The sequence below is a fragment of the Streptomyces sp. NPDC049541 genome, from assembly GCF_044465725.1.
In the GTDB taxonomy this organism is placed as follows: domain Bacteria; phylum Actinomycetota; class Actinomycetes; order Streptomycetales; family Streptomycetaceae; genus Streptomyces.
In genome coordinates, this window is record NZ_JBITLY010000002.1 from 607,497 (window position 1) to 629,034 (window position 21,538).

Annotated in this window: 17 protein-coding genes; 9 read left to right on the top strand and 8 right to left on the bottom strand. The window is 70.9% G+C overall.

Going from position 1 to position 21,538, the window contains the following annotated elements; translation table 11 throughout:
- Positions 1-101 precede the first annotated feature (101 nt).
- Entirely contained in the window at positions 102-482 is a 381-nt protein-coding gene (locus ACIBW9_RS09865) for an FAD-dependent oxidoreductase (protein ID WP_398953085.1), read from the top strand.
- On the opposite strand, the gene ACIBW9_RS09870 is transcribed toward ACIBW9_RS09865, so the two are convergent.
- The 3 genes from ACIBW9_RS09870 to ACIBW9_RS09880 all read right to left on the bottom strand — a co-directional run bounded on the left by ACIBW9_RS09870 (position 412) and on the right by ACIBW9_RS09880 (position 5,554).
- Positions 412-2,583, bottom strand: a complete 2,172-nt coding sequence (locus ACIBW9_RS09870; protein WP_398953087.1) for a GH92 family glycosyl hydrolase — start codon at positions 2,581-2,583, stop codon at positions 412-414. The genes ACIBW9_RS09865 and ACIBW9_RS09870 overlap by 71 nt on opposite strands.
- 164 nt (positions 2,584-2,747) lie before the next feature.
- A complete protein-coding gene (locus ACIBW9_RS09875) occupies positions 2,748-4,196 on the bottom strand; it encodes an arabinose isomerase (protein WP_398953089.1) in 1,449 nt (482 codons plus the stop codon).
- 59 nt (positions 4,197-4,255) lie between these two features.
- The gene (locus ACIBW9_RS09880) at positions 4,256-5,554 is read right to left on the bottom strand and encodes an MFS transporter (RefSeq protein WP_398953091.1); all 1,299 of its coding nucleotides are present in this window, start codon (positions 5,552-5,554) and stop codon (positions 4,256-4,258) included.
- A 248-nt stretch (positions 5,555-5,802) separates the two neighbouring features.
- On the opposite strand from ACIBW9_RS09880, the gene ACIBW9_RS09885 reads away from it, so the two are divergent.
- Positions 5,803-9,765: a glycosyl hydrolase gene (locus ACIBW9_RS09885; protein ID WP_398953093.1), complete on the top strand. Its 3,963-nt coding sequence runs from the start codon at positions 5,803-5,805 to the stop codon at positions 9,763-9,765.
- On the opposite strand, the gene ACIBW9_RS09890 is transcribed toward ACIBW9_RS09885, so the two are convergent.
- Together ACIBW9_RS09890 and ACIBW9_RS09895 are read right to left on the bottom strand one after the other, a co-directional pair.
- Complete coding sequence (locus tag ACIBW9_RS09890; protein WP_398953959.1) at positions 9,748-10,767, bottom strand: LacI family DNA-binding transcriptional regulator; 1,020 nt, start codon at positions 10,765-10,767, stop codon at positions 9,748-9,750. The genes ACIBW9_RS09885 and ACIBW9_RS09890 overlap by 18 nt on opposite strands.
- An 87-nt stretch (positions 10,768-10,854) precedes the next feature.
- Positions 10,855-11,220 carry a cupin domain-containing protein gene (locus ACIBW9_RS09895; protein WP_398953095.1) on the bottom strand — a complete coding sequence of 122 codons (366 nt, stop codon included), beginning with the start codon at positions 11,218-11,220 and terminating at the stop codon, positions 10,855-10,857.
- A gap of 170 nt (positions 11,221-11,390) precedes the next feature.
- Here ACIBW9_RS09895 and ACIBW9_RS09900 point away from each other — a divergent pair, with 170 nt between their 5' ends.
- The 5 genes from ACIBW9_RS09900 to ACIBW9_RS09920 all read left to right on the top strand — a co-directional run bounded on the left by ACIBW9_RS09900 (position 11,391) and on the right by ACIBW9_RS09920 (position 16,738).
- Positions 11,391-12,869 carry a glutamate--cysteine ligase gene (locus tag ACIBW9_RS09900; RefSeq protein WP_398953097.1) on the top strand — a complete coding sequence of 493 codons (1,479 nt, stop codon included), beginning with the start codon at positions 11,391-11,393 and terminating at the stop codon, positions 12,867-12,869.
- Between the two features lie 98 nt (positions 12,870-12,967).
- On the top strand, positions 12,968-13,120 hold the full coding sequence (locus ACIBW9_RS09905; RefSeq protein WP_398953099.1) for a hypothetical protein: 153 nt from the start codon (positions 12,968-12,970) through the stop codon (positions 13,118-13,120).
- Positions 13,121-13,219: 99 nt separating this feature from the next.
- Positions 13,220-14,179: a LysR family transcriptional regulator gene (locus ACIBW9_RS09910; protein WP_398953101.1), complete on the top strand. Its 960-nt coding sequence runs from the start codon at positions 13,220-13,222 to the stop codon at positions 14,177-14,179.
- 153 nt (positions 14,180-14,332) lie between these two features.
- Complete coding sequence (locus tag ACIBW9_RS09915; protein WP_398953103.1) at positions 14,333-16,267, top strand: collagenase; 1,935 nt, start codon at positions 14,333-14,335, stop codon at positions 16,265-16,267.
- Positions 16,268-16,474: 207 nt separating this feature from the next.
- Positions 16,475-16,738, top strand: coding sequence for a hypothetical protein (locus tag ACIBW9_RS09920; protein WP_398953105.1), 264 nt, complete (start codon positions 16,475-16,477; stop codon positions 16,736-16,738).
- A 409-nt stretch (positions 16,739-17,147) separates the two neighbouring features.
- Here the strand turns inward: ACIBW9_RS09920 and ACIBW9_RS09925 are convergent, their stop codons facing one another.
- Entirely contained in the window at positions 17,148-17,432 is a 285-nt protein-coding gene (locus ACIBW9_RS09925; RefSeq protein ID WP_351463217.1) for a hypothetical protein, read from the bottom strand.
- A gap of 243 nt (positions 17,433-17,675) precedes the next feature.
- Between ACIBW9_RS09925 and ACIBW9_RS09930 the strand changes: the two genes are divergently transcribed.
- Both ACIBW9_RS09930 and ACIBW9_RS09935 read left to right on the top strand, forming a co-directional pair.
- Positions 17,676-18,434, top strand: a complete 759-nt coding sequence (locus tag ACIBW9_RS09930; RefSeq protein WP_398953107.1) for an IclR family transcriptional regulator — start codon at positions 17,676-17,678, stop codon at positions 18,432-18,434.
- Positions 18,435-18,547: 113 nt separating this feature from the next.
- Complete coding sequence (locus ACIBW9_RS09935) at positions 18,548-19,708, top strand: PP2C family protein-serine/threonine phosphatase (RefSeq protein WP_398953109.1); 1,161 nt, start codon at positions 18,548-18,550, stop codon at positions 19,706-19,708.
- Between the two features lie 21 nt (positions 19,709-19,729).
- Here the strand turns inward: ACIBW9_RS09935 and ACIBW9_RS09940 are convergent, their stop codons facing one another.
- Positions 19,730-20,857: a Gfo/Idh/MocA family protein gene (locus ACIBW9_RS09940; RefSeq protein WP_398953111.1), complete on the bottom strand. Its 1,128-nt coding sequence runs from the start codon at positions 20,855-20,857 to the stop codon at positions 19,730-19,732.
- Entirely contained in the window at positions 20,827-21,537 is a 711-nt protein-coding gene (locus ACIBW9_RS09945; RefSeq protein ID WP_398953113.1) for a ThuA domain-containing protein, read from the bottom strand. Before ACIBW9_RS09945 ends, ACIBW9_RS09940 begins: the two co-directional genes overlap by 31 nt.
- Between the last annotated feature and the right edge of the window lies 1 nt (position 21,538).

Below are 21,538 nucleotides of genomic sequence, written 5' to 3' on the forward strand. Positions count from 1 at the left end.
GTGACGTCGTGTTGCGAGAGTTTCAATCGGCGTCGTATGGAGCGTCAAGAGGTTTCGAACGATGTGCGACAGGTCGAACGAAAGGAGTCGGGCTGAGTACCGTGACCGTCGCCGGTGCCGGGCCCAGCGGTCTGGCCGCCGCCGTCGCCCTGGCCCGGGCCGGCCCCCTGCGGGTCACGGTGCTGGAAGCGGCCGACGCGATCGGCGGCGGCACCCGCTCCGCCTCGCCCGCTTCGGTGTCCCCGTGCTCGCCGCGCACGCCTTCCACCCCCCTGGAGCGGCCGCTTACCGCGAGTATCGGGCTCGGCATCGTCACCGCGGGCCACTGCTACGGCTGGGCCCTGGCCGAGGGAGGCTCACGGCGCATCGCCCACCTGTGCCTGGGCGACCTGCTCGCCCACACCGAAGAGGTCAGGACGTCATCCCGTAGTGGAGCACACCGCCCGAGGTCAGCACCGCTTCCGGAAGGAAGGGGCCGTTGACGGGGAGGCCGTTCAGCCTCAGGGACCGGACATGGGCGTTCGTGGCCGAGGCGTCCGGGGCGAGGAGGGAGAGGGTGACCCCGTTGCCGCGGTGCACGGTGGCGGACGGGAACAGTGGGCCCGCCAGGGCGAGTTGGGCGCTTCCCGGGACCTGGGGGTACATGCCGAGACAGGCCCATACCGCCCACGACGACATCTCGCCCAGGTCGTCGTTGCCGACAAGACCGTCGGGGCGGTCGGTGAAGAGAGTGGTGAGGGCCCGCCGCACGATGTCCTCCGTGCGGTCGGGACGGCCCGCGTAGTCGTACGCCCAGGGGATGTTGAAGGACGGTTCGTTGCCGAGATAGGCGTACGGCTTGTCGGCGCCCGCGTTGAGCTGGGTGAAGAAGGTGTCGAGCCGCGAGGCGGCCGCGGCGGTGCCGCCCATGGCGGTGAACAGGCCGGGCAGGTCGTGCGGCACCAGCCAGGTGTACTGCGCGGCGTTGCCCTCGACGTACTCCCCGTGCTGGGTGGGGGAGAAGGACGGCCAGCTTCCGTCGGCGTTGCGGGGCTGGATGTAGCCGCTCACCGGGTTGAACAGATTGCGCCAGTTGCCGGCGGCGCGGGTGAGGACCGCCTGGGTCCTCGTGTCGCCGAGGCGTCCGGCCAGGTGGGCCAGCGCGGCGTCGGCGATGGCGTACTCCAGGGTGGTGGCCGCGCTGCCCCAGACGCCCTTGGTGCCGGCGGGGATGTAGCCCAGGGTGTCGTACTGCTGGTGCCCCGGCCGCTGCCGGTCGTCCTGCCGGCCCGCGACGGCCGCGCGCAGCAGCCCCCGGGCGTCGAAGTCGGTGCCGCCGAAGGCGTGGATGGAGGCGGCCATGGCCGGCAGCGGGTCGCCGACCATGACGCGGGTGCCGCCGTTGGCCACCGTCCAGCGGTCGAAATACCCTGCCTGGCGGCCTTGGTTGAGGATCGACTGGGCGATGTCGGACGCCTCGTGCGGCGCGATCAGAGCCAGCAGCTGGCCCTGCGAACGGTAGACGTCCCAGCCGGAGAAGTCCGCGTACTGCACATGACCGGGCCGGGTGCGGTGGACCTTGCCGTCCATGCCCCGGTAGCGGCCGTCGGTGTCGCTGAAGACGCTGGGGTGCAGCAGCGCGTGGTACAGCGCGGTGTAGAACACCCGGCGCTGGGTCTCGGTGCCGCCGCGCACGGCGATCCTGCCCAGCCACTCGTTCCAGCGGTCACGGGCGGCGCTGTGCAGCTGGTCGTAGGAGCGCTTGCCCTGCTCCACGGCGACATTGCGGCGGGCGGCGGCGACGTCCACGAAGGACACACCGACCCGCGCGGTCACCGTCCGGGTCCCGGGCGCGAAGGAGACGTACGCCCCGGAGGTCTTCCCGTCCAGCGGCTCGGCGTGCGCGAAGGGGCGGTCGAAGACGACGTGGAAGTAGAGCCGGTAGCGGTTCGAGGAGTGGCAGAAGCCGCCGCTGTCGGTGTAGCCGGACAGGGTCCGCGACCCGATGCTGATCTTCCCGGTGGCCTTGTTGAAGGCCCGTCCCGCGTCCACCGTCAGCCCGGCGGGCCGCGCGTCGCCGGCCGGATAGGTGAAGCGCGCGATGCCGGAGCGCTGGGTGACGGAGATCTGCGTACGGATGCCGTTGTCGAACCGGACCCCGTAACTGCCCGGCGAGGCCTCCTCGTTGGTGTGGGAGAACGTGGCGTGCCGCGCGGCGGGGTCCGGGTCCGGGCGGCCGGTGAGCGGCATGAACGGCACGTTGCCGTAGTCGCTGCAGCCCGCGCCGGAGATGTGGGTGAGGCTGAAGCCACGGATCCGGTTGTCCTTGTACGCGTACCCGCCGTGCTGGCGGGTGACCGTGTCGGGGCTCCACTGGATCCCGCCCAACGCCGCCGAGGCGCCGGGGAACGTGTTCCCGGCGCCTCCGCCGTGGCCGAAGTCGGTGCCTCCCGGAGCGGTGCCGACGAACGGGTTGACGTATCCGGCGGGATCGTCCGTGGCGCGTGCGGGCTCGGCCGTGGCCGGGGCGGCGGACGCCGCCGGGAGCGGCGAGGCCAGCAGCACGGCCGAGGTCAGGGCAGCCGCGACAGGGTGCAGGCGCAAGAAGCTCTCCTCGAGACGGTGGGACGTCGCGGTGGCGAACGACGTCGGACTGCCCACCTTCCCGGCCTAACGGCGTGGTTGCGTGACGCCTTGCCGTGGAACGCGCACGGATCAGGCTCACGGCGCAATGCACCGGAGTGAACGAGGGCGCGCGGGAGGAGAGCTCACACCTCCCGGTGGTCGATGTCCAGCAGGCTCGCCGCGGCCCGGAAATCGGCGCTGTGGCTGCCGACGGCGAGGGACCAGTGGTGGCCGACGCCCGTCGCGCTCCAGGCGTCGACCCATTCGCCGGGGTCACGGCCGAAGTCGACACGGCTGGTGGTGTTGCCGATCTCCAGCAGCGGACCGGGCACGACGGTGCCCTCGGAGGTGACGAACGACAGGCTGCCGTCGGCGTCCTGGCCCAGACCCAGGAGGGTGACCGGGCCGGGCCGGACGTCGAACTCCACGCTGACGCCCCAGCCGCGCTTGCCGTGGTAGACGCCGAGACCGCGCAGCAGCGGATCCCGGGCGCTGACGGCGAGGTGGGCGGGCCCGTCATGGCCCATCTCCACCACGCCGTCCTGGAAGTCGAGGGCCTGGATCTCGGTGAAGGAGCCGCCGGCGCCGACGCTCTGCGAGGCCAACTGAGCGACGCTGGTGCGCAGTTCGTACTCGCCGGCCGCGGGCACGCCGCGGGCGGTGAGCAGGGAGGCGCCCAGGATCATGCCCGCGCCGAGCCGCTCGTGCAGCTCGCCGTCGAGACCGCGGTGGTAGTAGGCGAGCGTGTCGAGGCCGAAATCCTCGACCAACCGGTCCAGCGCCAGGGACACCTTCGCACCCCATGCGAAGTCCTCGTCCGCCACGCTGTCGTCGAGGGTGAAGACCTGGCGGGCCAGCGCCATGCGGTCGCGGGTCTCCGCCTCGGTCACCCGCTCCACCCGGTGCCGCAGGTCGTCGAACTCCAGTACCTCCACATGCGAGCCGAAGGTCACGGGCAGCAGGGTCAGATCGGTCGACACGTCCAGCATGCCCGGGTACAGATGCCCCATCAGGCCGTGCCGGGCGTGCCGCAGCGCCGCGCGGACCCGGGCCGCACGGATCCACTGCTCGATGCGCCGCCAGGCGGACTCCTGGCGCAGCCAGCCCGACACCGACCGGAACGGGATGCCGGCCCGGCGGAAGACATTGCCGACCTCCGGTACCGAGCACTGCGCGCAGTACGCCAGCCAGGCGCCCGTGTCGAAGGTGGCGTGGTCCATCCGCTCGGACGGCTGGAGGTCGACGACCAGCACGGGGGTGTGCGAGCGCCGGGCGATCGGCAGCACCATCGACGAGGTCAGATACGTCGTCAGGAACAGCACGATCAGGTCGCAGTCGGCCCGGCGCAGCTCCTCGGCGGCGAGGGCGCCCTCCTGCGCGTCGGAGATGAAGCCGACGTCCGTGACCTCCGCGTCCAGCTGCCCGAGCCGCTCGGCCAGGTAGGCGGCCGACTCCTTCAACTGCGGCAGCAGACCGGGGAACTGCGGCCAGTAGGTGCCGAGCCCGCCGGAGACCAGGCCGACACGGGTACGGCGTCGGTGCACCGGCGGCAGCAACTCCTTCAGGGACATGAGGTGTTCGGCGGTTGCCATGGCGTGGAGCAGCTCCTTCGGAGGTCACGGTCTGAGGTCAGGGGGTGCCCGGGCCCGTTCTACGCCCGGGCCACTCCCAGGTCCGCCGGAGCCGTGGCGGCGCCGGGGGAGCGCCGGACGAGGACACGGATGATGTACACGCCTGCCACCGCCGACAACGCCATGCAGAGCGTGATCGACCAGAGCAGCACGGAGGCGCTGTACTCCATCAGGGCGGGCGTGACGAACGCGATGCCCGCGAAGACCCCGCGCGCCAGGGCGTAGGTGAGGCCCTGGGTGGTGCCGCGGGTGTCCGGGGGCAGGGTGAGCTGCGACCACACCTTGTAGTTGGCCTCCCCCGCGAAGGGATAGGAGATCTGGTAGAGCACGAAGAAGACCAGCATCCCGAGCAGGGCGCCGGCGGTGAGGGAGGCGATGCAGAAGGCGATGATCTGCACGACGGTGAACACGTAGAACAGCCGGTCGCGCAGGGGAGTGTCGGCGATCCGCACGAACACGAAGGTCAGCACCAGCGCGACCGGGAGGAAGGCGAGGTTGATCCCGGTGGCCAGGCTCTGCGAGGCACCGCTGACGGTGACCAGCAGATAGGTGCCGAACTGGCCGAAGGTGTTGGCTCCGATGCCCCAGGTGACGTAGTAGGCGAAGGTCGCGACCATCGGCAGCAGCGCGGCACGGTTCAGGAGGTTCTTCAGGTCGATGCCGCGCGGCGCCTCCAGCGCGGCCGCCTCTTGCGCCAGCTCTGCGTCCGAGGGTTCGTCGGCCAGCTTCAGCCGGGCGCGGAACTGCCAGGTGAGGAACGCGGCGACGGCCAGATGGCCGGTGATGATCCGCGCCCCGGTCATGCCCGTGTGCGACAGGAGGTAGCTCAGGAAGATGACGACGACGATGCCCGCCGTCCACATGACCTGGGTGAAGGACACCAGACGCGCCCGGCCGTCGGCGGGCGCCGCGTCCGAGACCACGGCCAGGGAGGTCGGCAGGTCGGCACCGGCCGCAAGGCCCGCCACGAGCACGCCGATGAAGAGCACGATGTCGTTCGGCGCCAGGGTGATGACGATCGCGCCGAGCGTGAAGCAGAAGATGTCCCAGTTGTAGACACGGCGGCGCCCGAACATGTCGGCGAGCCGCCCGCCGACCAGGGAGCCGACCGCGATGCAGCCGGTGACGATCGCGCTGATCGCGCCCGCCATCCACACGCCCATGTCGTAACTGTCGCGGTAGATGGCCAGGTTGACGGCGATGCTGACGATCAGAGCGGCGTCGAGGTAGGAGGCCATGCCCGACAGGGCCGCCACCTTCCACAGCCGCCAGGGGATGGGCTGTTCCGAGCGTTCGGGAGCGGTCGGGGTTCGGACCATGATGCGACTCCGTCGTCTGGGGATGGGCCGAGCGGAGAGGGACGTGGCGGCTCTGAGGCCGAGTGCAGTGAATATAGGGTCGGAAAAACGTTCCAACAACCCCTCATGCGTCCATTTGCAGGAAGACGTGTCGACATGCTTCCCGCGCCCGGGATCCGGTGCGAACATTCCAGGTTGTCGGCGACCAGACCCGTGTAAAACGTTTTGATCCGCGAGGGTGCCCAGCCGTACTCGGAAGGACCGTGTCCGTGATCTCCTCCGCGCTGCAGCAGCTGTTCGACGACCCGCCCAGGGACTTCGGCCCCACTCCGCTGTGGTGGTGGTCGGGTGCGAGAGTCACCCGCGAACGCCTCGCATGGCAGCTGCGCAGGTTCGCCGAGGGCGGCGTCCACAACCTCGTGGTGATCAACCTGGCGCCGGCGGGTCCCAGCTTCGGCGCCCGCGCCGACGAACCCACCTGGTTCGGCGAGGAATGGTGGGCACGCTTCACTGACGCCTGCGAGATCGCCCGGGACCTGGGCATGCGCCTGTGGTTCTACGACCAGATCGGGTTCTCCGGAGCCAATGTGCAGGGCGCGGTGACCCGCTCGCATCCCGAAGCGGCCGGCCTCACCCTGCGCTGCCGCACGGTGGCCCTCTCCAACGGCGCCGTCCCGCTGAGGAGTTCGGAGACCCTCGTGGGCGCGTACTCGCCGGAGGGCCGGCGCCTTCCCGTCACCGGCACCGCGCGGATCGCCGTCGCCGACGGCAGCGAGGTGCGGCTCGTCACCGCCGTCCCCACGGCCTTCGACTACCTGGACCCCGGCGCCGTCCGCCTGCTCCTGGAGGCCGTGCACCACGAGTACGACCGGCGCGTCCCCGGGTACCTGGGCAATGTCGTCGCCGGAAGCTTCCAGGACGAACTGCCCGGCACCAACGCCTGGAGCCGCCGCTTCCCGGAGGAGTTCCTCGCCCGTCGCGGCTACGACCTGCTCGACCACCTCCCGGCCCTCTTCCACGACACCCCCGACGCCGGCCGGGCCGCGAAGGTCCGCGCCGACTACTACGCGGTCCGCGCCGAACTCACCGAAGAGGCCCTGTTCAAACCCCTCGCCGCCTGGCACGACGAACGCGGCATGCTCCTCGGCTGCGACCAGAGCCACCCCGCCCGCTCCGGCTTCCCGGCCCAGTCCACCCAGATCTACTCGGACTACTTCCGCACCCACCGCTGGTACGGCGCCGCGGGCAGCGACCACCACGGCGACGCCAAGGTCCACTCCTCCATGGCGCACCTCTACGGCCACGAGCGGGTCTGGATCGAGGCGTTCCACTCCTCCGGCTGGGGCGGCACCCTCGAGGACACCTACGACTGGCTCCTGCCGTTCCTGCGCAGCGGCGCCAACCTGTACAACCCGCACGCCAGTTACTTCGGCACCGCGGGCGGCTGGTTCGAGTGGGCGCCGCCCTCCACCGACTGGCGCCAGCCCTACTGGCCGCAGTACCCGGCCTTCTCCCGGGCCGTCGCCCGCCTCTGCTCGATCCTGTCCTGGGGCACCTACAGCGCCGACGTGGCGGTCCTGCACCCCACGACCACCATGCAGTCCCTCATCCCGCTGGACGCCCCCGTCAAGCACTTCGGCGACGGCCGCCTCGGCGAGAGCCACGCCGACGTCGACGAGACCCAGCGCCACTACCTCGACCTGTGCGGCACCAACAACTGGCTGCGGCCCCACATCGGCGCCCTCGACCGGCACGGCACCTCCTACGACGTCATCGACGACGCCTCGGTACAGCGGGCCACGCCCGCCGACGGCGCCCTACGGGTCGGGGACCTGGCCTACACCGCGGTGCTGCTGCCCTCGGCGAGCGTCCTGGAGCAGGACACGGCACGACGGCTGACCGAACTGCTCGACGCCGGCGGACGGGTGGTGGCCGTGGGCCGCCCGCCGACCGCTGCGGCGGGCCTGGCCGGCGACGACGCCGTCGTGGCGGCGCTGTGCGCACATCCCGGGCTGGAGCGGGTGAGTGACGCCGAGGCAGGCGCCGCGGCCGTGGCGGAGCCGGCGGGGTACGCGACCGGTGACGTGCCGCTGCTCGTACGGCGGCACGGAGAGGTGGCGGTCGCTCTCGTGACGGGGGCCTTCCCCGACGCCCGCGCACATCCGCCCGAGGGCAACCATGACATCGACCCCGCCCGCTACGCCCCCACCAGGTCCCTCACCGTGCGCGCCCCGGTCGCCGAGGCCGAGGTCTGGAACCCGGCGAGCGGTGCCCGGCGCGCCGCGCGCGTCACCGTCACCGACGGCGTCTCGACCATCCAGGTGCCGCTGGAAGGCGCCCCCGCCGCCCTCGTCGTATGGCGAGAAGGAACCCCGGTGGATCCCAGGCCCTCACCACCGCCCGCTCCGGCCCGCACCATCGACCTGTCCAGCGGCTGGGAGGGCCGTCTGGCGCCCACCATGGACAACACGTGGGGCGACCTCGCGCTGCCCGCCGGGTCGTCCGTCGAGGAGCCGCAGATCTGGACCATGCGGTGGACCGAGAGCGACGCCCCCGACGCACGCTGGGAGCAGACGCGGGCAACGTACGGCAACCGGGCACGCGTGCTGCCCCCGGTGCCCGCCGCGAAGGCCCCCGACCCGCTCGACCGGACGTCCGTCGCACGGGTCCTGGCCGGAGAGCAGCCCCTCGTGCCCTGGGGCGAGAACTGGTCCGTGGCGCTGTTCTCGTCGAGCCGCGGGATCCCCGACCCGGACGGGTTGCTGGGCAACAAGGGGCTGGTGACCGAGGAGTTCGTACGGGTCCCGGTGCCGGGACTCGGAACCGTCGCCCGGGTCCGGTCGATCGTCGAGACCGACCACCGCGGGCCCGCCGATCTGCACGTGGGCGCGGCGGCGGCCAAGCGGGTGTGGTGGAACGGCGAGAGGCTGCCCACGGGCCGCGGATACCTTGCCTCCGCCCGGGTCGAGGTCGACCGGCCCCGCAACGTCCTGGAGTACGAACTGTCCGACGCCGAGGACCGCCCCTCGATGATCTCGGCCACGGCCCAAGCGCCCTTGGGCAGTTACTTCTGTCTGTCTCTCCCGGACGGGTTCGCGGCGCGTCCGCAGTTCATGTGCCTGCCGGACGGTGTACGGCCGGACGGCGGCGTCACCTACCGGGGCCGTCTGTGCCTGCCCCGCGGCGGGGAGCGGGCGGTGCTCGTGGTGGGCGCCGCGGCCGGGGTCACCGTGCTGCTCGACGGGGCGGTCGTGGCCCGGCAGGAGAAGGTCGAGTACTACGAGTCCGACTGGGGCGCCGTGCCGATGTTCTTCCGCCACGAACTGACCCTCACGGCGGGCGATCACGTCCTCGACGTCGTGGCCGACAGCGTCCGTGCACGGGATGCCGTGTTCGTCGACCTCGTGGCGGAAGGGGGTGTGACCGCGCTGGTCAGCGGAGCCGGCTGGGAGGCCGAGACGGGTCAGTGGCGCGGGCGTACCGTCGAACACGAGGGCAGGTGGGGGGAGTTGCAGCACTGCCACGCCGCCGTACGACCGCATCCCTTGCCCGACACGGAGTGGCTGACCGGGGGACCCGTGCTCGGCACCGCAGTCCTGCCCCTGCGGTCCACCGACGAAGTCCGCCCCCGGGTACAGCGTTTCCGCTTCACCGTGCCTCCGGGGACCGTGTCGCTCGAGCTGCCGCTGGCGCTGCCCGCACGGGTGAGGACCGCGGACGGCGCGGAACGGTCACTCGACGAGCAGGTACTGACACTGCCCCAACCCGTACGCGAACCAACGGAGTTCGAGGTCGTCACCGAACCTACCGCCGTGCTGCGAGGCGGCTCCGCCTGGTGCGGGCCGGTGCGCGTCCGAACCGTGGCGGCGCCACTGCCCCTCGGGGACTGGCAGTCGCTGGGCCTCGGCGGCTGGAGCGGCAGTGTGACCTACTCGCGTGAGGTGGAGGTGCCCGCGGGGCCGGACCCGGTGCTCGACCTGGGGCGGGTGCGGGGAAGCGTCGCCGTTCTTCTCGACGGGGAGCAGGTCGGCGAGGCGTTCTGTGCGCCGTACCGCTTCGAGCTGCGCGGTGCCGCCGGGCGCACCGTGCGGATCGACGTGACCGTCCACAACACCCTGGCCCCGTACCTTGCCGAGGCCACCCCCACCGCCTGGGCCTTCCCCTCCCAGTTGGCGTCCGGGCTGATGGGGCCGGTGACGCTGCGGATCCCTGAGTCAGGCGCCGGTGAGTGACCGTGTGGAGTCCCGCAGCACCAGTCCGGGCGCGAACACCCTTGTCTCGTGGGCGTGTTCGGCGCGGGCCTCCACCTCGTCGAGGAGCATCTCCACGGCGGCCCGGCCGAGATCCTCGACGGGCTGCCGGACCGTCGTCAGGGTCGTCCCCACGAAGCTCGCGATGTCGAGGTCGCCGTACCCCACCACCTGCACGTCCTCGGGAACCTTCACACCTCGCTCGGCCAGGCCCCGGCACAGCCCGGCGGCGAGGAAGTCGTTGGTGCAGAACACCCCGTCGGGCAGTTCGTCGAGCCCCTCAGCGATCTCCATGCCGTACGCCACCGTCATCTCCTCGGCGACCACCTGGCCCAGCCGTGCCTCGCGCCGGGTGCGCACGGCCTGCCGGGCGCCCTGGTAGCGGTCGGCGCACTGCCGTATCGACCGCTCCCCGTTCACGACGAGGATGTCGCGCGCCCCGCACTCCAGGAGGTGCTGCACCGCGATACGGCCGCCGGCGATGTCGTCGACGGAGACGGAGCAGCCGTCCTGCGCGGGCATCGCACGGTCCGCCAGGACGAGGGGAATGCCACGCTCGCGCAGTCGTGTGAGCCGGGTGGGGTCGGCGCTGAGCGGGACGACCACGGCGCCGACGGCGCGCTGCTCGACGAGCATGGTGAAGTAGCCCTGCTCGCGCTCCGGGGCGTCCCCGCTGTGGCAGAGGACGAGGGAGTAGCCGTGGTCGTAGGCGGCGTCGGCGGCGCCCCGCGCGATGCGCGCGTAGAAGGAGTTGGTCACGTCGGGCAGGACCAGGCCGATCGAGGACGTGTGGCCGGTGCGCAGTCCCGCGGCGCCCGGATGGGGCACGTAGTCGAGCGCCGCGACCGCGTCACGGACCCGCTCGGCCGTGGCCGCGTTCACGCGCTCCGGGCGGTTCAGCACGTTCGACACCGTCGACACCGACACTCCGGCGGCTGCTGCGACGTCCTGGATACGGGCGGGGCGAACCGGAATGGCGTCCACCCCCCCTCGCTGTGACAGCCGTGCGACCAGGCACGACAGGGTCCTCATGGGCGACGCAAGTCTACCCCGACGGCGACTAAAACGTTTTCAGCCCGAAAGACCACCAGGTCCTCGGGCAAACCCGCGCCTGACGAGCATCAGCACGCCTCCTCCGCTCGTCCACGGCCCGTGCTCCATTCCCGGATGCCGGTACGCGTACATCCCCGCGGTGAACGTCTCGCCGAGGCGCACGTCGGTCAGCGAGCCCTCGACGAGATACACCTCCTCGAAGTAGTCGTGCCGGACGCTGCCTTGGGCGCTGGTGTCCGTGCCCGGCTCGTACCGTTGCAGCACGGTGGCGTCCCCGGTCCGCGGATCCTCGGCCAGCACCTGCTCCCACACGCCGTCGGCCGCACCGGGCGGCCGCCGCCAGGGCGCCTCGGGACGGTGGAACTCGGACTGCGGTCTGCTCATCGGCGATGCTCCTCACTGTGTCGACCGAGTTCAGCACAGGTCCGCGTCATTCACCCTCCGTCGTACCGCCCGGCACTTCCCGTGACCGGCGGGTCGCCGACTGTGCCGGACCCCCTCGAGGTGGGACGCTGGGACGAGAGGTATCCGCCGAGGGCACTCGGGAGGGCCCGATGGGACGTGACGTACCTGCCCTGGTGTTCACGCGCGAGGACCGTCGCCGCTACCGGGACAAGATGCACCTCTGTCTCGACGTGCTGGCGCAGATGCTGCGGGAGTCGGGCTTCGAGAGCGAGCGCCCCCAGGTCGGGCTGGAGATCGAGCTCAACCTCGTGGACGGCGACGGGCGGCCCGCGATGCGCAACACCGAGGTGCTCCAGGCGATCGCCGACCCGGCCTGGTCGAGCGAGCTCGGCCGCTTCAACCTGGAGATCAACATCCCGCCCCGGCAACTGACGGCGGGCGGCCCCGGTGCCTGGGAGCAGGCCATCCGCGACGCCCTCAACCACGCCGAGGAGCGCGCCTCCGACGTGGGCGCACACATGATCATGGTCGGGATCCTGCCGACGCTGGGGGAGCCGGACGTGGGCGAGTCCGCCCTGTCCGGCGATCCGCGGTACAAGCTGCTCAACGAGCAGATCTTCGCGGCCCGCGGCGAGGACCTGCGGATCCGGGTGGACGGCGTGGAGCGCCTGTCGATGTATGCCGACGCCATCACCCCCGAGGCCGCCTGCACCAGCACCCAGTTCCATCTGCAGGTCGACCCGAAGGAGTTCGCGCCCTACTGGAACGCGGCGCAGGCGATCGCGGGCGTGCAGGTCGCCCTGGCCGCCAACTCGCCCTTCCTCTTCGGCCGCGAGCTGTGGCGCGAGACCCGCATCCCCCTGTTCGAGCAGGCCACCGACACCCGCCCGCAGGAGATCAAGGCCCAAGGTGTACGGCCCCGGGTGTGGTTCGGCGAGCGGTGGATCACCAGCGTCTTCGACCTCTTCGAGGAGAACGTCCGCTACTTCCCGGCGCTGCTGCCTCTGTGCGACGAGGAGGATCCGCAGGCGACGCTCGACGGCGGCGGCGTCCCGCAACTGGGCGAACTGACGCTGCACAACGGCACCATCTACCGCTGGAACCGCCCCGTGTACGCCGTCACCGAAAGCGGCCCGCATCTGCGCATCGAGAACCGCGTCCTGCCCGCAGGCCCCACCGTGGCCGACATCATCGCCAACGGCGCCCTCTACTACGGCCTCACCCGCGCCCTGGTCGACGAGGACCGGCCGGTGTGGACGCGGATGTCCTTCGCGGTCGCCGAGGAGAACCTGCACGCCGCCGCCCGCGACGGAATCGACGCCCGGCTGTACTGGCCCGGCGTGGGTGAAGTCCCGGTCACGGAACTGGTGTTGCGGCGCCTGCTGCCCCTGGCCCACCGGGGCCTCGAACTGGCCGGCATGGACGCGACCTGGCGCGAACCGCTGCTCGGCATCATCGAGCAGCGCTGCGTCACGGCCCGCAACGGCGCCCTGTGGCAGGCGGAGACGGTCCACCACCTGGAGAAGACCGGCATCTGCGACCGCCAGGAGGCGCTGCGCCGGATGACCACCACATACATGGACTACATGCACCTCAACGCACCCGCCCACACGTGGCCCGTGGACTGACGCCGGCGGTCCGTCCCGCAGACGACCGTGACTTCGGCCCCATCCGTAAGGTAATCTAAAGGCAAAGAAAAATTCGTCGTACGGTAAAGGAGGCATCGGTGTTCGATCTTCGGACAGAGGCGGAGATGAGGCTGCACTCGGAGAAGACGGCCAGGGAACTCGCCCTGAAGAAGCAGCGTGAGGAGACCGTGACGGCTCCTGGCGCCGACGAGGAGAGTGCGAGCGCTCAAACGCAGGCGCCACCGACGTAGCGCGCCGGTCGGTTCCCTCGGAGGGTGGCTGACCTGCGTCTTGTGTGCGGGGCGGCGTGATGGAACGCTTCCTGTCCACGGCGGCAGGGGAGCGTACCGATGGACCTGGAGCTACGGCATCTGCGCGTCCTGTGTGCGATCGCGGACGCCGGGAGCGTGGGCCGCGCCGCCTTGGACCTCGGCTACTCGCAACCCGCCATGAGTACCCAACTCCGGCGGATCGAGCGCCACTTCGGGCAGCCGCTGTTCGAGCGCGGGCCGACCGGGGTCAGACCGACACGCTACGGCGTCGAGGTCGTCGCCCAGGCCCGCGACGTCCTGTCCCGCGCCGCGGCGATCGGGTGTTGTCCGGCCGCCGGTGCCACGAGCAGCCGTAGGACCCTGCGCGTCGCCGCGACCAACTCGCCGGTGCTGTCCGGGATGGTCTCGCGGTTCCGGGCCAGGCTGCCCGACGTCACGCTCGCGGTCAGCTCCGTCTACGCCTCCTCGCGGATCGTCGAACTCCTGGAGGACGGTGAGGTGGACGTGGCCGTGGCTGCGGACTACCCGGGCATGGAACTGAAGCATGCGGACACGGTGACCCACCGGGGAATCGTCACCGAGCCCACCTTCGTGGCGCTGTCCGCCCGTCATCGGCTCGGACACCGCGCCCAGGTCTCGCTCGCCGATCTGGCCGAGGACCCCTGGTTCCTGACACCGGACGACGGAGCGGGCTGGCCGGGAGTCTTCTACACGGCCTGCGCGGCGGCCGGCTTCTCACCGGTCGCCGTACACGAATTCCTCGGTGACCAGGCACAGTTGCAGCGCATGATCGCCGACGGCCTGGGGGTGTCCGTCGTGCAGGCGACACTGCGGCCGATCCCGGACGTGGTGATCAGGCCGCTGATCGGTACGCCGCTGTGGTGCCGCTATGTGCTGGCCTGGCGGCGCGACGCGGTTGCGGAGGATGTGGTGGAGGAACTGTTCCACTCCGCCGCCTCCGCGTACCGCGAACTTGCCGGGCGGTCCCCTCACTTGAGGGCGTGGGCCGCACGCACCTGGCGGGGGAGCCGGGTGTAGACGCAGCCAAGGAGCGGGGCGGCCGGGTGTTATGGCCGGCCGCCGCACAGTGCTATGTCACATTCCATTGTTGGGGGCAGTCGGTGCTGAGATGGTGCCTCACGCGCCTCAACACCCTTGACGAGGCGCATCCCTTCGCAGAGGAGTACAGAGATGCGCTGCCTCTTCGCGCTGCCCAGACGCGCCGCCGTCACCCTCGCCGTCTGCACCACCCTCGCGGGCGTGCTGTCGGTGCCCGCGCTCGCGGCACCCCCCGAAAGGCACGGTGCCGCCCCCACGACACTGACCCGGAAGGCACCGCCGCCCACCGGCTCGACCGCCACCGCCACCGACCGGCCGGCTGTACAGACCCGCCCGCTCACCACGCCCCAACTGCCCCCGTCGAAGCCGACCGGACCGAGGTCCGAACCGAAGCCGGTCTCGTGCACCCCGGCCGACTTCGCAGGCAGGGCCGGTTCAGCGCTCGTCACCTTCGTCGAAGCCTCGACCACGGGCTGCGTCAACACCCTGTTCGCAGTGACCGGCACCGACGCCCGCGACATCTTCCGCCAGTCCAAGATGGTCGCCGTGGCGAAGGCCTTCACGCGAGAGGCTCATCGCTATCGGGGCGACAACTCCGCCGGGGCATGGCAGCTCGTCCTGTTCCTGAGGGCCGGCTACTACGTGCAGTTCAACCACCCGTCCGACGTCGGCCCCTACGGCGCACCTCTGGCCCGGGCCACCACCCGCGGCCTGGACGCCTTCTTCGCCAACCGGCACTCCCGGGACGTCACCGCGGCGAACGGAGACGTGCTGGGCGAGGCCGTCATCCTCACCGACAGCGCCGACCAGCAGGCCCGCTACCTGAACACCTATCGCCGCCTGCTCAACGCCTACGACAGCTCCTACGACGCGGTCCCGAGCATGCTCACCGCCGTCAACGACGTCTACACCCCGCTCTGGCGCGGCAACTGGAACCCGGACTACGTGAGCGCGGTGACCGCCGACCCGGGTATCGCCCGGACCCTGCACCGGTTCGCGCTCGGGCACCTGGACCTGCTCGGCACCGACCGCGCCTACCTGGACTCCAACGCCGGGATGAACCTCGCCCGTTACGTCGAGCACGCCTCGTTGCGCGCCGCGGTCCAGCCGCTGGCCAAGGACCTGCTGGACGCCTCGAAGATCACCGGTCCCACGGCCGGGCTGTGGGTCGCGGTGGCGACCCAGGCCGACTACTACGACCGCCCCGACTGCTCGTACTACGACATCTGCGACCTGCCCGCCCGGCTCACCGACGCGGCCCTGCCCGTCACCCACACCTGCGACGCGGCCCACACCGTCCGGGCCCAGGCGCTCACCTCCGCCGAACTCGACGCCGTGTGCGCCAACCTCAGCGCTCAGGACCCGTACTTCCACGACCTCGTCAAGGACGACGGCCCCATACCGGGCCAGTACCTGTCGACGGTGCAGCTCGTCGTCTTCGCCAGCCGCGCGGACTACCGGACCTACGCCGGGGCGATCTACGGCGTCAGCACGGACAACGGCGGCATCACCCTGACCGGAGACCCGGCCGACCCCGCCGACCAGCCCCTCTCGATCATGTACCAGAAGCCCTCCGACGACGGCTTCACGGCCCGCGTCTGGAACCTCAACCACGAGTACACGCACCTCCTCGACGCCCGCTACGACATGAAGGGCGACTTCACCCGGCAGACGTCGGTGCCGGACGTCTGGTGGATCGAGGGTCTGGCCGAATACGTCTCCTACGGCTACCGGGGCCTCACCGACGAGCAGGCCGTCGGCGAGGCGGGCAAGCACACCTACCGGCTGAGCACGCTGTTCCAGAACACCTATGCGAACAGCGACGTGATCCGCACCTACCCCTGGGGCTATCTCGCGGTCCGCTACATGTTCGAGAACCACCCGGCGGACATCCAGCGCATGCTCGCCCGCTTCCGGGTCGGCGACTACGCGGGCGGATACGCCGTCTACAACTCCGGCATCGGTACCCGCTACGACGCCGACTTCGACCAGTGGCTCACGGCATGCGCCGCCGGCGCCTGCTCCGACACGCGCGCCCCCGGAAGGCGTAGCGCGCCGGTGGTGTAGTCCGGACGGGGCTGCGTCCAGTGCTGGGGCGCGAGCGGCGCACCGAATGCGGAACCGAGGGAGTGACGCCGGACTCCTGGGGATGCGCTGCGGGCCGAAATGGAGTATTGGACGTGCCCAAGATCCCAAATTACTACTTAGTGCATGTATATGCTCACACTAAGTAGTCAATCCAGGGCTTTGCGCCCAGGTGAGAAAGGGTCAACCATGCGCAGGTTTCAGCGCGCTGCGGTCGTAGCCGTAGCGGTGGCGGGGCTGTCCGTTCTCGGTGTCGGTGTCGGCTTCGCCGACGACGCCGACGGGCCGCGGCAGGCCACCGAAGTCACCCCGCCGTGGCACTTTGCGCCGGCGGTGAGTTCCAGGAAGGCGGCGCCGGAGCCGGCACCCAGATACACGGTGCCGGAGTTGGATCTCAACCGGTTCATCGATGCGTTCGTCGCCCCGGTCTCCAAGGATGCGAGCGACAAGTAGCCCGGCGCCAAGGGGGCGAGCGGCTCCGTAGCCCGCGCCCCGGTCGGCCCACATCTGTCAGAGCGGCAAAGGCAGCCCGGACGCGTAGAGACCCATCAGGGTGCGCGCCCGGGCTTTCGCCGTTTCCGCCACCTCCGAGGCCCTCGGTGCACGCCGGTCGACGGCGACCGCACCCGGGCCTCGATCGGGTTCGGGGACAAGCACACGTTCCGTCTCCCGGGGACCCTTGATGGAAAGAACTCCATCAAGGGGAGAGAAATGAATCATCCATATTCACGAATGCCGGACGGCGACGGGTCCCGATCCGGCATTTCGGCTTTCCGTGATACCGGCGGACGGCCGCTTTTCCGTGCATGCGAAAACCCCGGTGCCCCGGCTTGCGGCCGGGGCACCGGGGTGAGCTTTTGTGTTACTTTCCGCCGACGCTGTTGTTGCAGCCCATGGACGAGCCCAGCGAGGTCGACTGTGCGCCCTCGTTGCCCTCGCCGTTCAGGGCGCCGCCCAGCAGACCGTTGAGCAGTCCGACCTGGCCGAGGATGTCCAGGTTCAGGTCGTGTGACCTGCAGGTGGTGCTCTGCAGGACGGTGGTGCCGCCGCCCTTGCCGCCGCCGTCGTGGGCCTGAGCGGTGCCGGCACCCAGGAGTCCGACGCTGACGGCGGCGACCAGGACGGCAGCCTTGCGAAGCTGGTGCATGTCATCTCCGGTGGAGTGAAGTGGATGCGACCTGCGATAGATCGACTTCGTGCAGTTGTGGAGGTTAATAAGAAATATCCCCGGACCATCCGGCGGCGCGCCGAATTCGAGGAATGACTCACTACCCTGGTCGATGGCCGGGAAATACGCCCTGTGAGTGAACGCGACTTACCCGGATATCCAACTTGGCCGGACACCGGGCGAGTTGTTGCGCGCCCTGTGCGCCTGACGCACGCTGGTCACATGGGTGAGCACGACGGCCCGACGCTGATCACTTCCGTCCAGCGGGCCTTCCGGCTGCTGGAGGCGGCGAGCGCGCACGAGAACGGCGCGCCGGCGAAACAGCTGGCACGGGAGACGGGGCTGCCCCTGGCCACCGCCTATCACCTGCTGCGGACGCTGGTCCACGACGGATACCTGCGCAAGCTGGGCGACGGCGGGTTCGTGCTCGGCGACAGACTGCAGACGCTGCAGACCACGGGCCGTGGACAGGCACTGCTCAGCCGGGTGCGCCCCACGCTCGCCGCACTGCGGGACGAGTTCGCCACCGCTGCCTACCTCACCTTCTACGAGGACGGCGAGATCCGCGTCGCCGAGATCGTCGACAGCGCCCGGGCACCGCGCGTCGACCTGTGGGTCGGGTTCGAGGACGCTGGGCACGCCACCGCGCTGGGCAAATCGGTGCTGCGGGAGCTGGACGACGAGGCCCGCAAGGACTACCTGTCCCGGCACCACCTGGCCGACCTCACCCCGCGGACGATCACCAGCAGGCCGGAGCTGCTGCGAAGGCTGGATGCCTCACCCGTGGCCCCGGCGGTCACGGACCTGGAGGAGTACACCCTCGGCACGGTCTGCGTGGCCGTCCCCGTCTACAGCGGCGACACACTCGGCTCGCTCGGCGTCTCGATGCCGGCGGAGCGGCTCTCCCGGCTGCCGGCGATCCGGGCACGACTGCTCCCGACGGCGGACCGGGTGACGAGGAGCCTGTCGCTCACTATCTGAAAAACCTCTGCTTGTGACGGTCCGGCCCACCCCGTTTCCTGGATGAAACAGACATTTCTATGGAGGGCTCCGGGACCGGCGTGCCCCACACAGATGAGGACTGCAGACACACGATGAGTCAGGCCCGAGACCATGGCGGCGGACACTGGCCCATACGGTCGCTCAGACGCGCGGTCGCGCAGCTGGCCGCGGGGGCACCCGTCCTGCCCGTGCTGATCGTCTCCGTGATCGTGCTCGCCGACCTGGCCGGCGGAGCGGGGATCACCTGGCTGCCGATGCTCGCGGCCGGGCCCGCACTGGCCGCCACCACCAACGGCCCCCGCGGGGTGCTGTGCGTCGGCCTGCTCGCCGCGGCGCTGGGGGGTGTGCTCGGCACCCGCAACGGTGTCCCTGGCAGCGAGCTGGTGGCCGTACTGTCCGCTCTTGCGGCCGTCACCCTGGCCAGCGGTCTGGCCAGCGCGCTGCGCGGACGCCGTGAACGCGTGCTCGCCGCCGTCCGCTCGGTCGCCGAGACCGCCCAGCATGCGCTGCTCACGCCCGTCCCCGCGACCGTCGGCCCCTTTCAGGTGGCCGTCCGCTACAGCGCCGCCGCGGCCGAGGCACGGATCGGCGGCGATCTCTACGCGTTGATCCCCACCCCGTTCGGGGTACGGCTGATCGTCGGCGACGTGCGGGGCAAGGGGCTGCCGGCCGTCGGAACCGCCGCGCTGGTCCTCGGGATCTTCCGGGAAGCCGCCTACGACGAGCCCGACCTCCTGGCCGTCGTCGACAGGATCGAGCGGAGCCTCGCCCGCAACCTCGGCAGCGACGACTTCGTCACCGCCGTCGTCGCCGGATACCCGAGGCCCGGGCAGCTCGAGGTGGTGAACTGCGGACACGCGCCCCCACTGCTGGTACGCGGGGACGGCAGCGTCACGGCCGTGGAGTCCACGCACCCGGCCCCGCCCCTCGGACTGCGCGCGCTCGCCGATCACACCCCTCGGCTCCAGGTGCTGCCCTTCGCCGAAAGGGACCAGCTGCTGCTCTACACCGACGGCGTCACCGAGGCCCGCGACCGCGGCCGTGCGTTCTATCCGCTCGACGAGGGGCTGGCCCGCCATGTGTCCGACGACCCGGCCCGCACCCTCGGCGCGCTCCACGACGAACTGCTGGCCCATGTCGGCGGGCGTCTCCACGACGACGCGGCGCTGCTCCTGATCCGTAAGCCGGCCCTCGCCGAGCTCGTCGCCGACGCGGAGCCAGGTGGCAGGGACCTGGCTTCCGAAGCTGCCTGACGAGCGGGGCCGGTGCGGGTTTCACCGTGCGGCGGTCCGGTCCGCCGCCGGTTTGCTCCACCTCTCGGCGGCCGTGAGGGGAACCAGGTCCGGTGGCAGTGCCGACGTCGTCAGCTCGATGCGGCGTCCCTCGTGCGACGAGCGGAGCAGGGCGGTCATCGTCTCCAGCACATGCAGGGCGAGATCCCCGCTCGCCCGAGGCGCCCGCCGCCCGTCGGCGGTGAGGAAGTCGAGCAGACCGAGGCCGCGTGCGCCGTCGACGTAACCCGCCGACGGCGGGAGCGTGCGCCACTGGGTGCCGCCGAGTTCGAAGAGCCGCACCTCGCCGTCGAAGTGGTTGGGATCCGGCACCGTGAGCGTGCCCGTCTCGCCGTGGACCTCGATCGGGGCGGCCGTGGTGGCCACGCCGTCGAAGCTCGTCGTGATCGTGGTCAGGGCACCGCCCGCGTGCTCGAGCACACCGGAGACATGACTGTCCACCTCGACCGGAATCCGTTCGCCCGCACGCGGGCCGGAACCGATCACCCGCTCGGTGCGCAGCCGGCCGACCGCCCCGATCACGGCACGCACCGGACCCAGCAGCTGAACCAGCGACGCGAGGTAGTACGGACCCATGTCGAGCAGGGGGCCGCCCCCGGCGGTGTAGTAGAAGTCGGGGTGGGGATGCCAGCGCTCGTGTCCCGGGGTGACCATGACGGCCGAGGCGAACTGGGGCCGCCCGATGCTCCCCGCCTCCAGGACCGCCCGTGCCGTCTGGACTCCGGTGCCCAGGACGGTGTCCGGCGCGCATCCCACACCGACTCCCGCCCGCTCGGCGGCTTCCATGACGGCCTGGGCGTCGGCGAGGGTGGCGGCCAGTGGCTTCTCCCCGTAGACGTTCTTCCCGTGGGCGATGGCGCCCAGGGCTATCTCGGCGTGGGCGGCGGGGACGGTCAGATTCAGCACCGTGTCCACGTCCGGGCTGCTCAGCAACTCCTCGACGGTCAGCGCCCGGGCGTCGGGCAGCTCGGCGGCGACTGCGGCCGACCGCGCGGCGTCGAGGTCGGCGACCGCGGTGACGCGTACGGCTCGATGGCCTACGAGCGTGTCCAGATACGCGCGGGAGATGACGCCGAGACCTACGACGCCGATGCGGTGCGCGTCGCCCACAGCATGCCCCTCTCGATGACGGTGCGGACGTTCGGGTTCTCCAGTACGTCCAGGCTGTGCCCCGGTGTCGTCACCACGATCCGCCCGGCGCCCCACTGCCGGGTCCAGATCGCCGGTGAGATGACGGGCCGCTGCCAGGGCTGCCAGGAGCGGGCGGGGTGTGTGGTGGTGGCCAGGACGTCGATCAGGTCGTCGTGGAGCACCCAGTACTGCTCGGTGCACAGCTCGAAGTCGTCGAGCCCCTCGGTGACGGGGTGCTTGCGGCCGAGCTCGGTGATGTCGATGGTGTGCGGCAGGAAGTTGTCCGCCGCCTCGCCCCGACGCTCGCACGGCTCCTTGCCGGGGTGGCACGCGAACTGGCCTCCGACCAGCTGGAGGTAGTCGGAGGAGGCGCGGAAGGAGTCGGCGATTCCGCCGTGCCAGCCGGTGAAACCGGTGCCGGCCGCGACCGCCGCGCTCAGTCCCGACACCTGCTCGGCGCTGATCTCCGACATCGAGACGCACTGCACCACCAGGTCGGTGCTGGCCATCTCGGCCGCATCGGCGTAGACCTCGGTCGACTCCTCGACCCGGACGGTGAAACCGCTGCCTTCGAGGAAGGGCAGGAACAACTCGGTGGCCTGGACCGGCCGGTGCCCCTCCCATCCGCCTCGGACCACCAGGGCTTTCTTCGGCTGCATC

Excerpts from the sequence above, each read along its gene's own strand:
- ACIBW9_RS09875 (WP_398953089.1), bottom strand. The coding sequence starts at position 4,196 with ATGGCAACCGCCGAACACCTCATGTCCCTGAAGGAGTTGCTGCCGCCG.
- ACIBW9_RS09880 (WP_398953091.1), bottom strand. The coding sequence starts at position 5,554 with ATGGTCCGAACCCCGACCGCTCCCGAACGCTCGGAACAGCCCATCCCC.
- ACIBW9_RS09895 (WP_398953095.1), bottom strand. The coding sequence starts at position 11,220 with ATGAGCAGACCGCAGTCCGAGTTCCACCGTCCCGAGGCGCCCTGGCGG.
- ACIBW9_RS09900 (WP_398953097.1), top strand. The coding sequence starts at position 11,391 with ATGGGACGTGACGTACCTGCCCTGGTGTTCACGCGCGAGGACCGTCGC.
- ACIBW9_RS09910 (WP_398953101.1), top strand. The coding sequence starts at position 13,220 with ATGGACCTGGAGCTACGGCATCTGCGCGTCCTGTGTGCGATCGCGGAC.
- ACIBW9_RS09915 (WP_398953103.1), top strand. The coding sequence starts at position 14,333 with ATGCGCTGCCTCTTCGCGCTGCCCAGACGCGCCGCCGTCACCCTCGCC.
- ACIBW9_RS09920 (WP_398953105.1), top strand. The coding sequence starts at position 16,475 with ATGCGCAGGTTTCAGCGCGCTGCGGTCGTAGCCGTAGCGGTGGCGGGG.
- ACIBW9_RS09925 (WP_351463217.1), bottom strand. The coding sequence starts at position 17,432 with ATGCACCAGCTTCGCAAGGCTGCCGTCCTGGTCGCCGCCGTCAGCGTC.
- ACIBW9_RS09930 (WP_398953107.1), top strand. The coding sequence starts at position 17,676 with ATGGGTGAGCACGACGGCCCGACGCTGATCACTTCCGTCCAGCGGGCC.
- ACIBW9_RS09935 (WP_398953109.1), top strand. The coding sequence starts at position 18,548 with ATGAGTCAGGCCCGAGACCATGGCGGCGGACACTGGCCCATACGGTCG.
- ACIBW9_RS09945 (WP_398953113.1), bottom strand. The coding sequence starts at position 21,537 with ATGCAGCCGAAGAAAGCCCTGGTGGTCCGAGGCGGATGGGAGGGGCAC.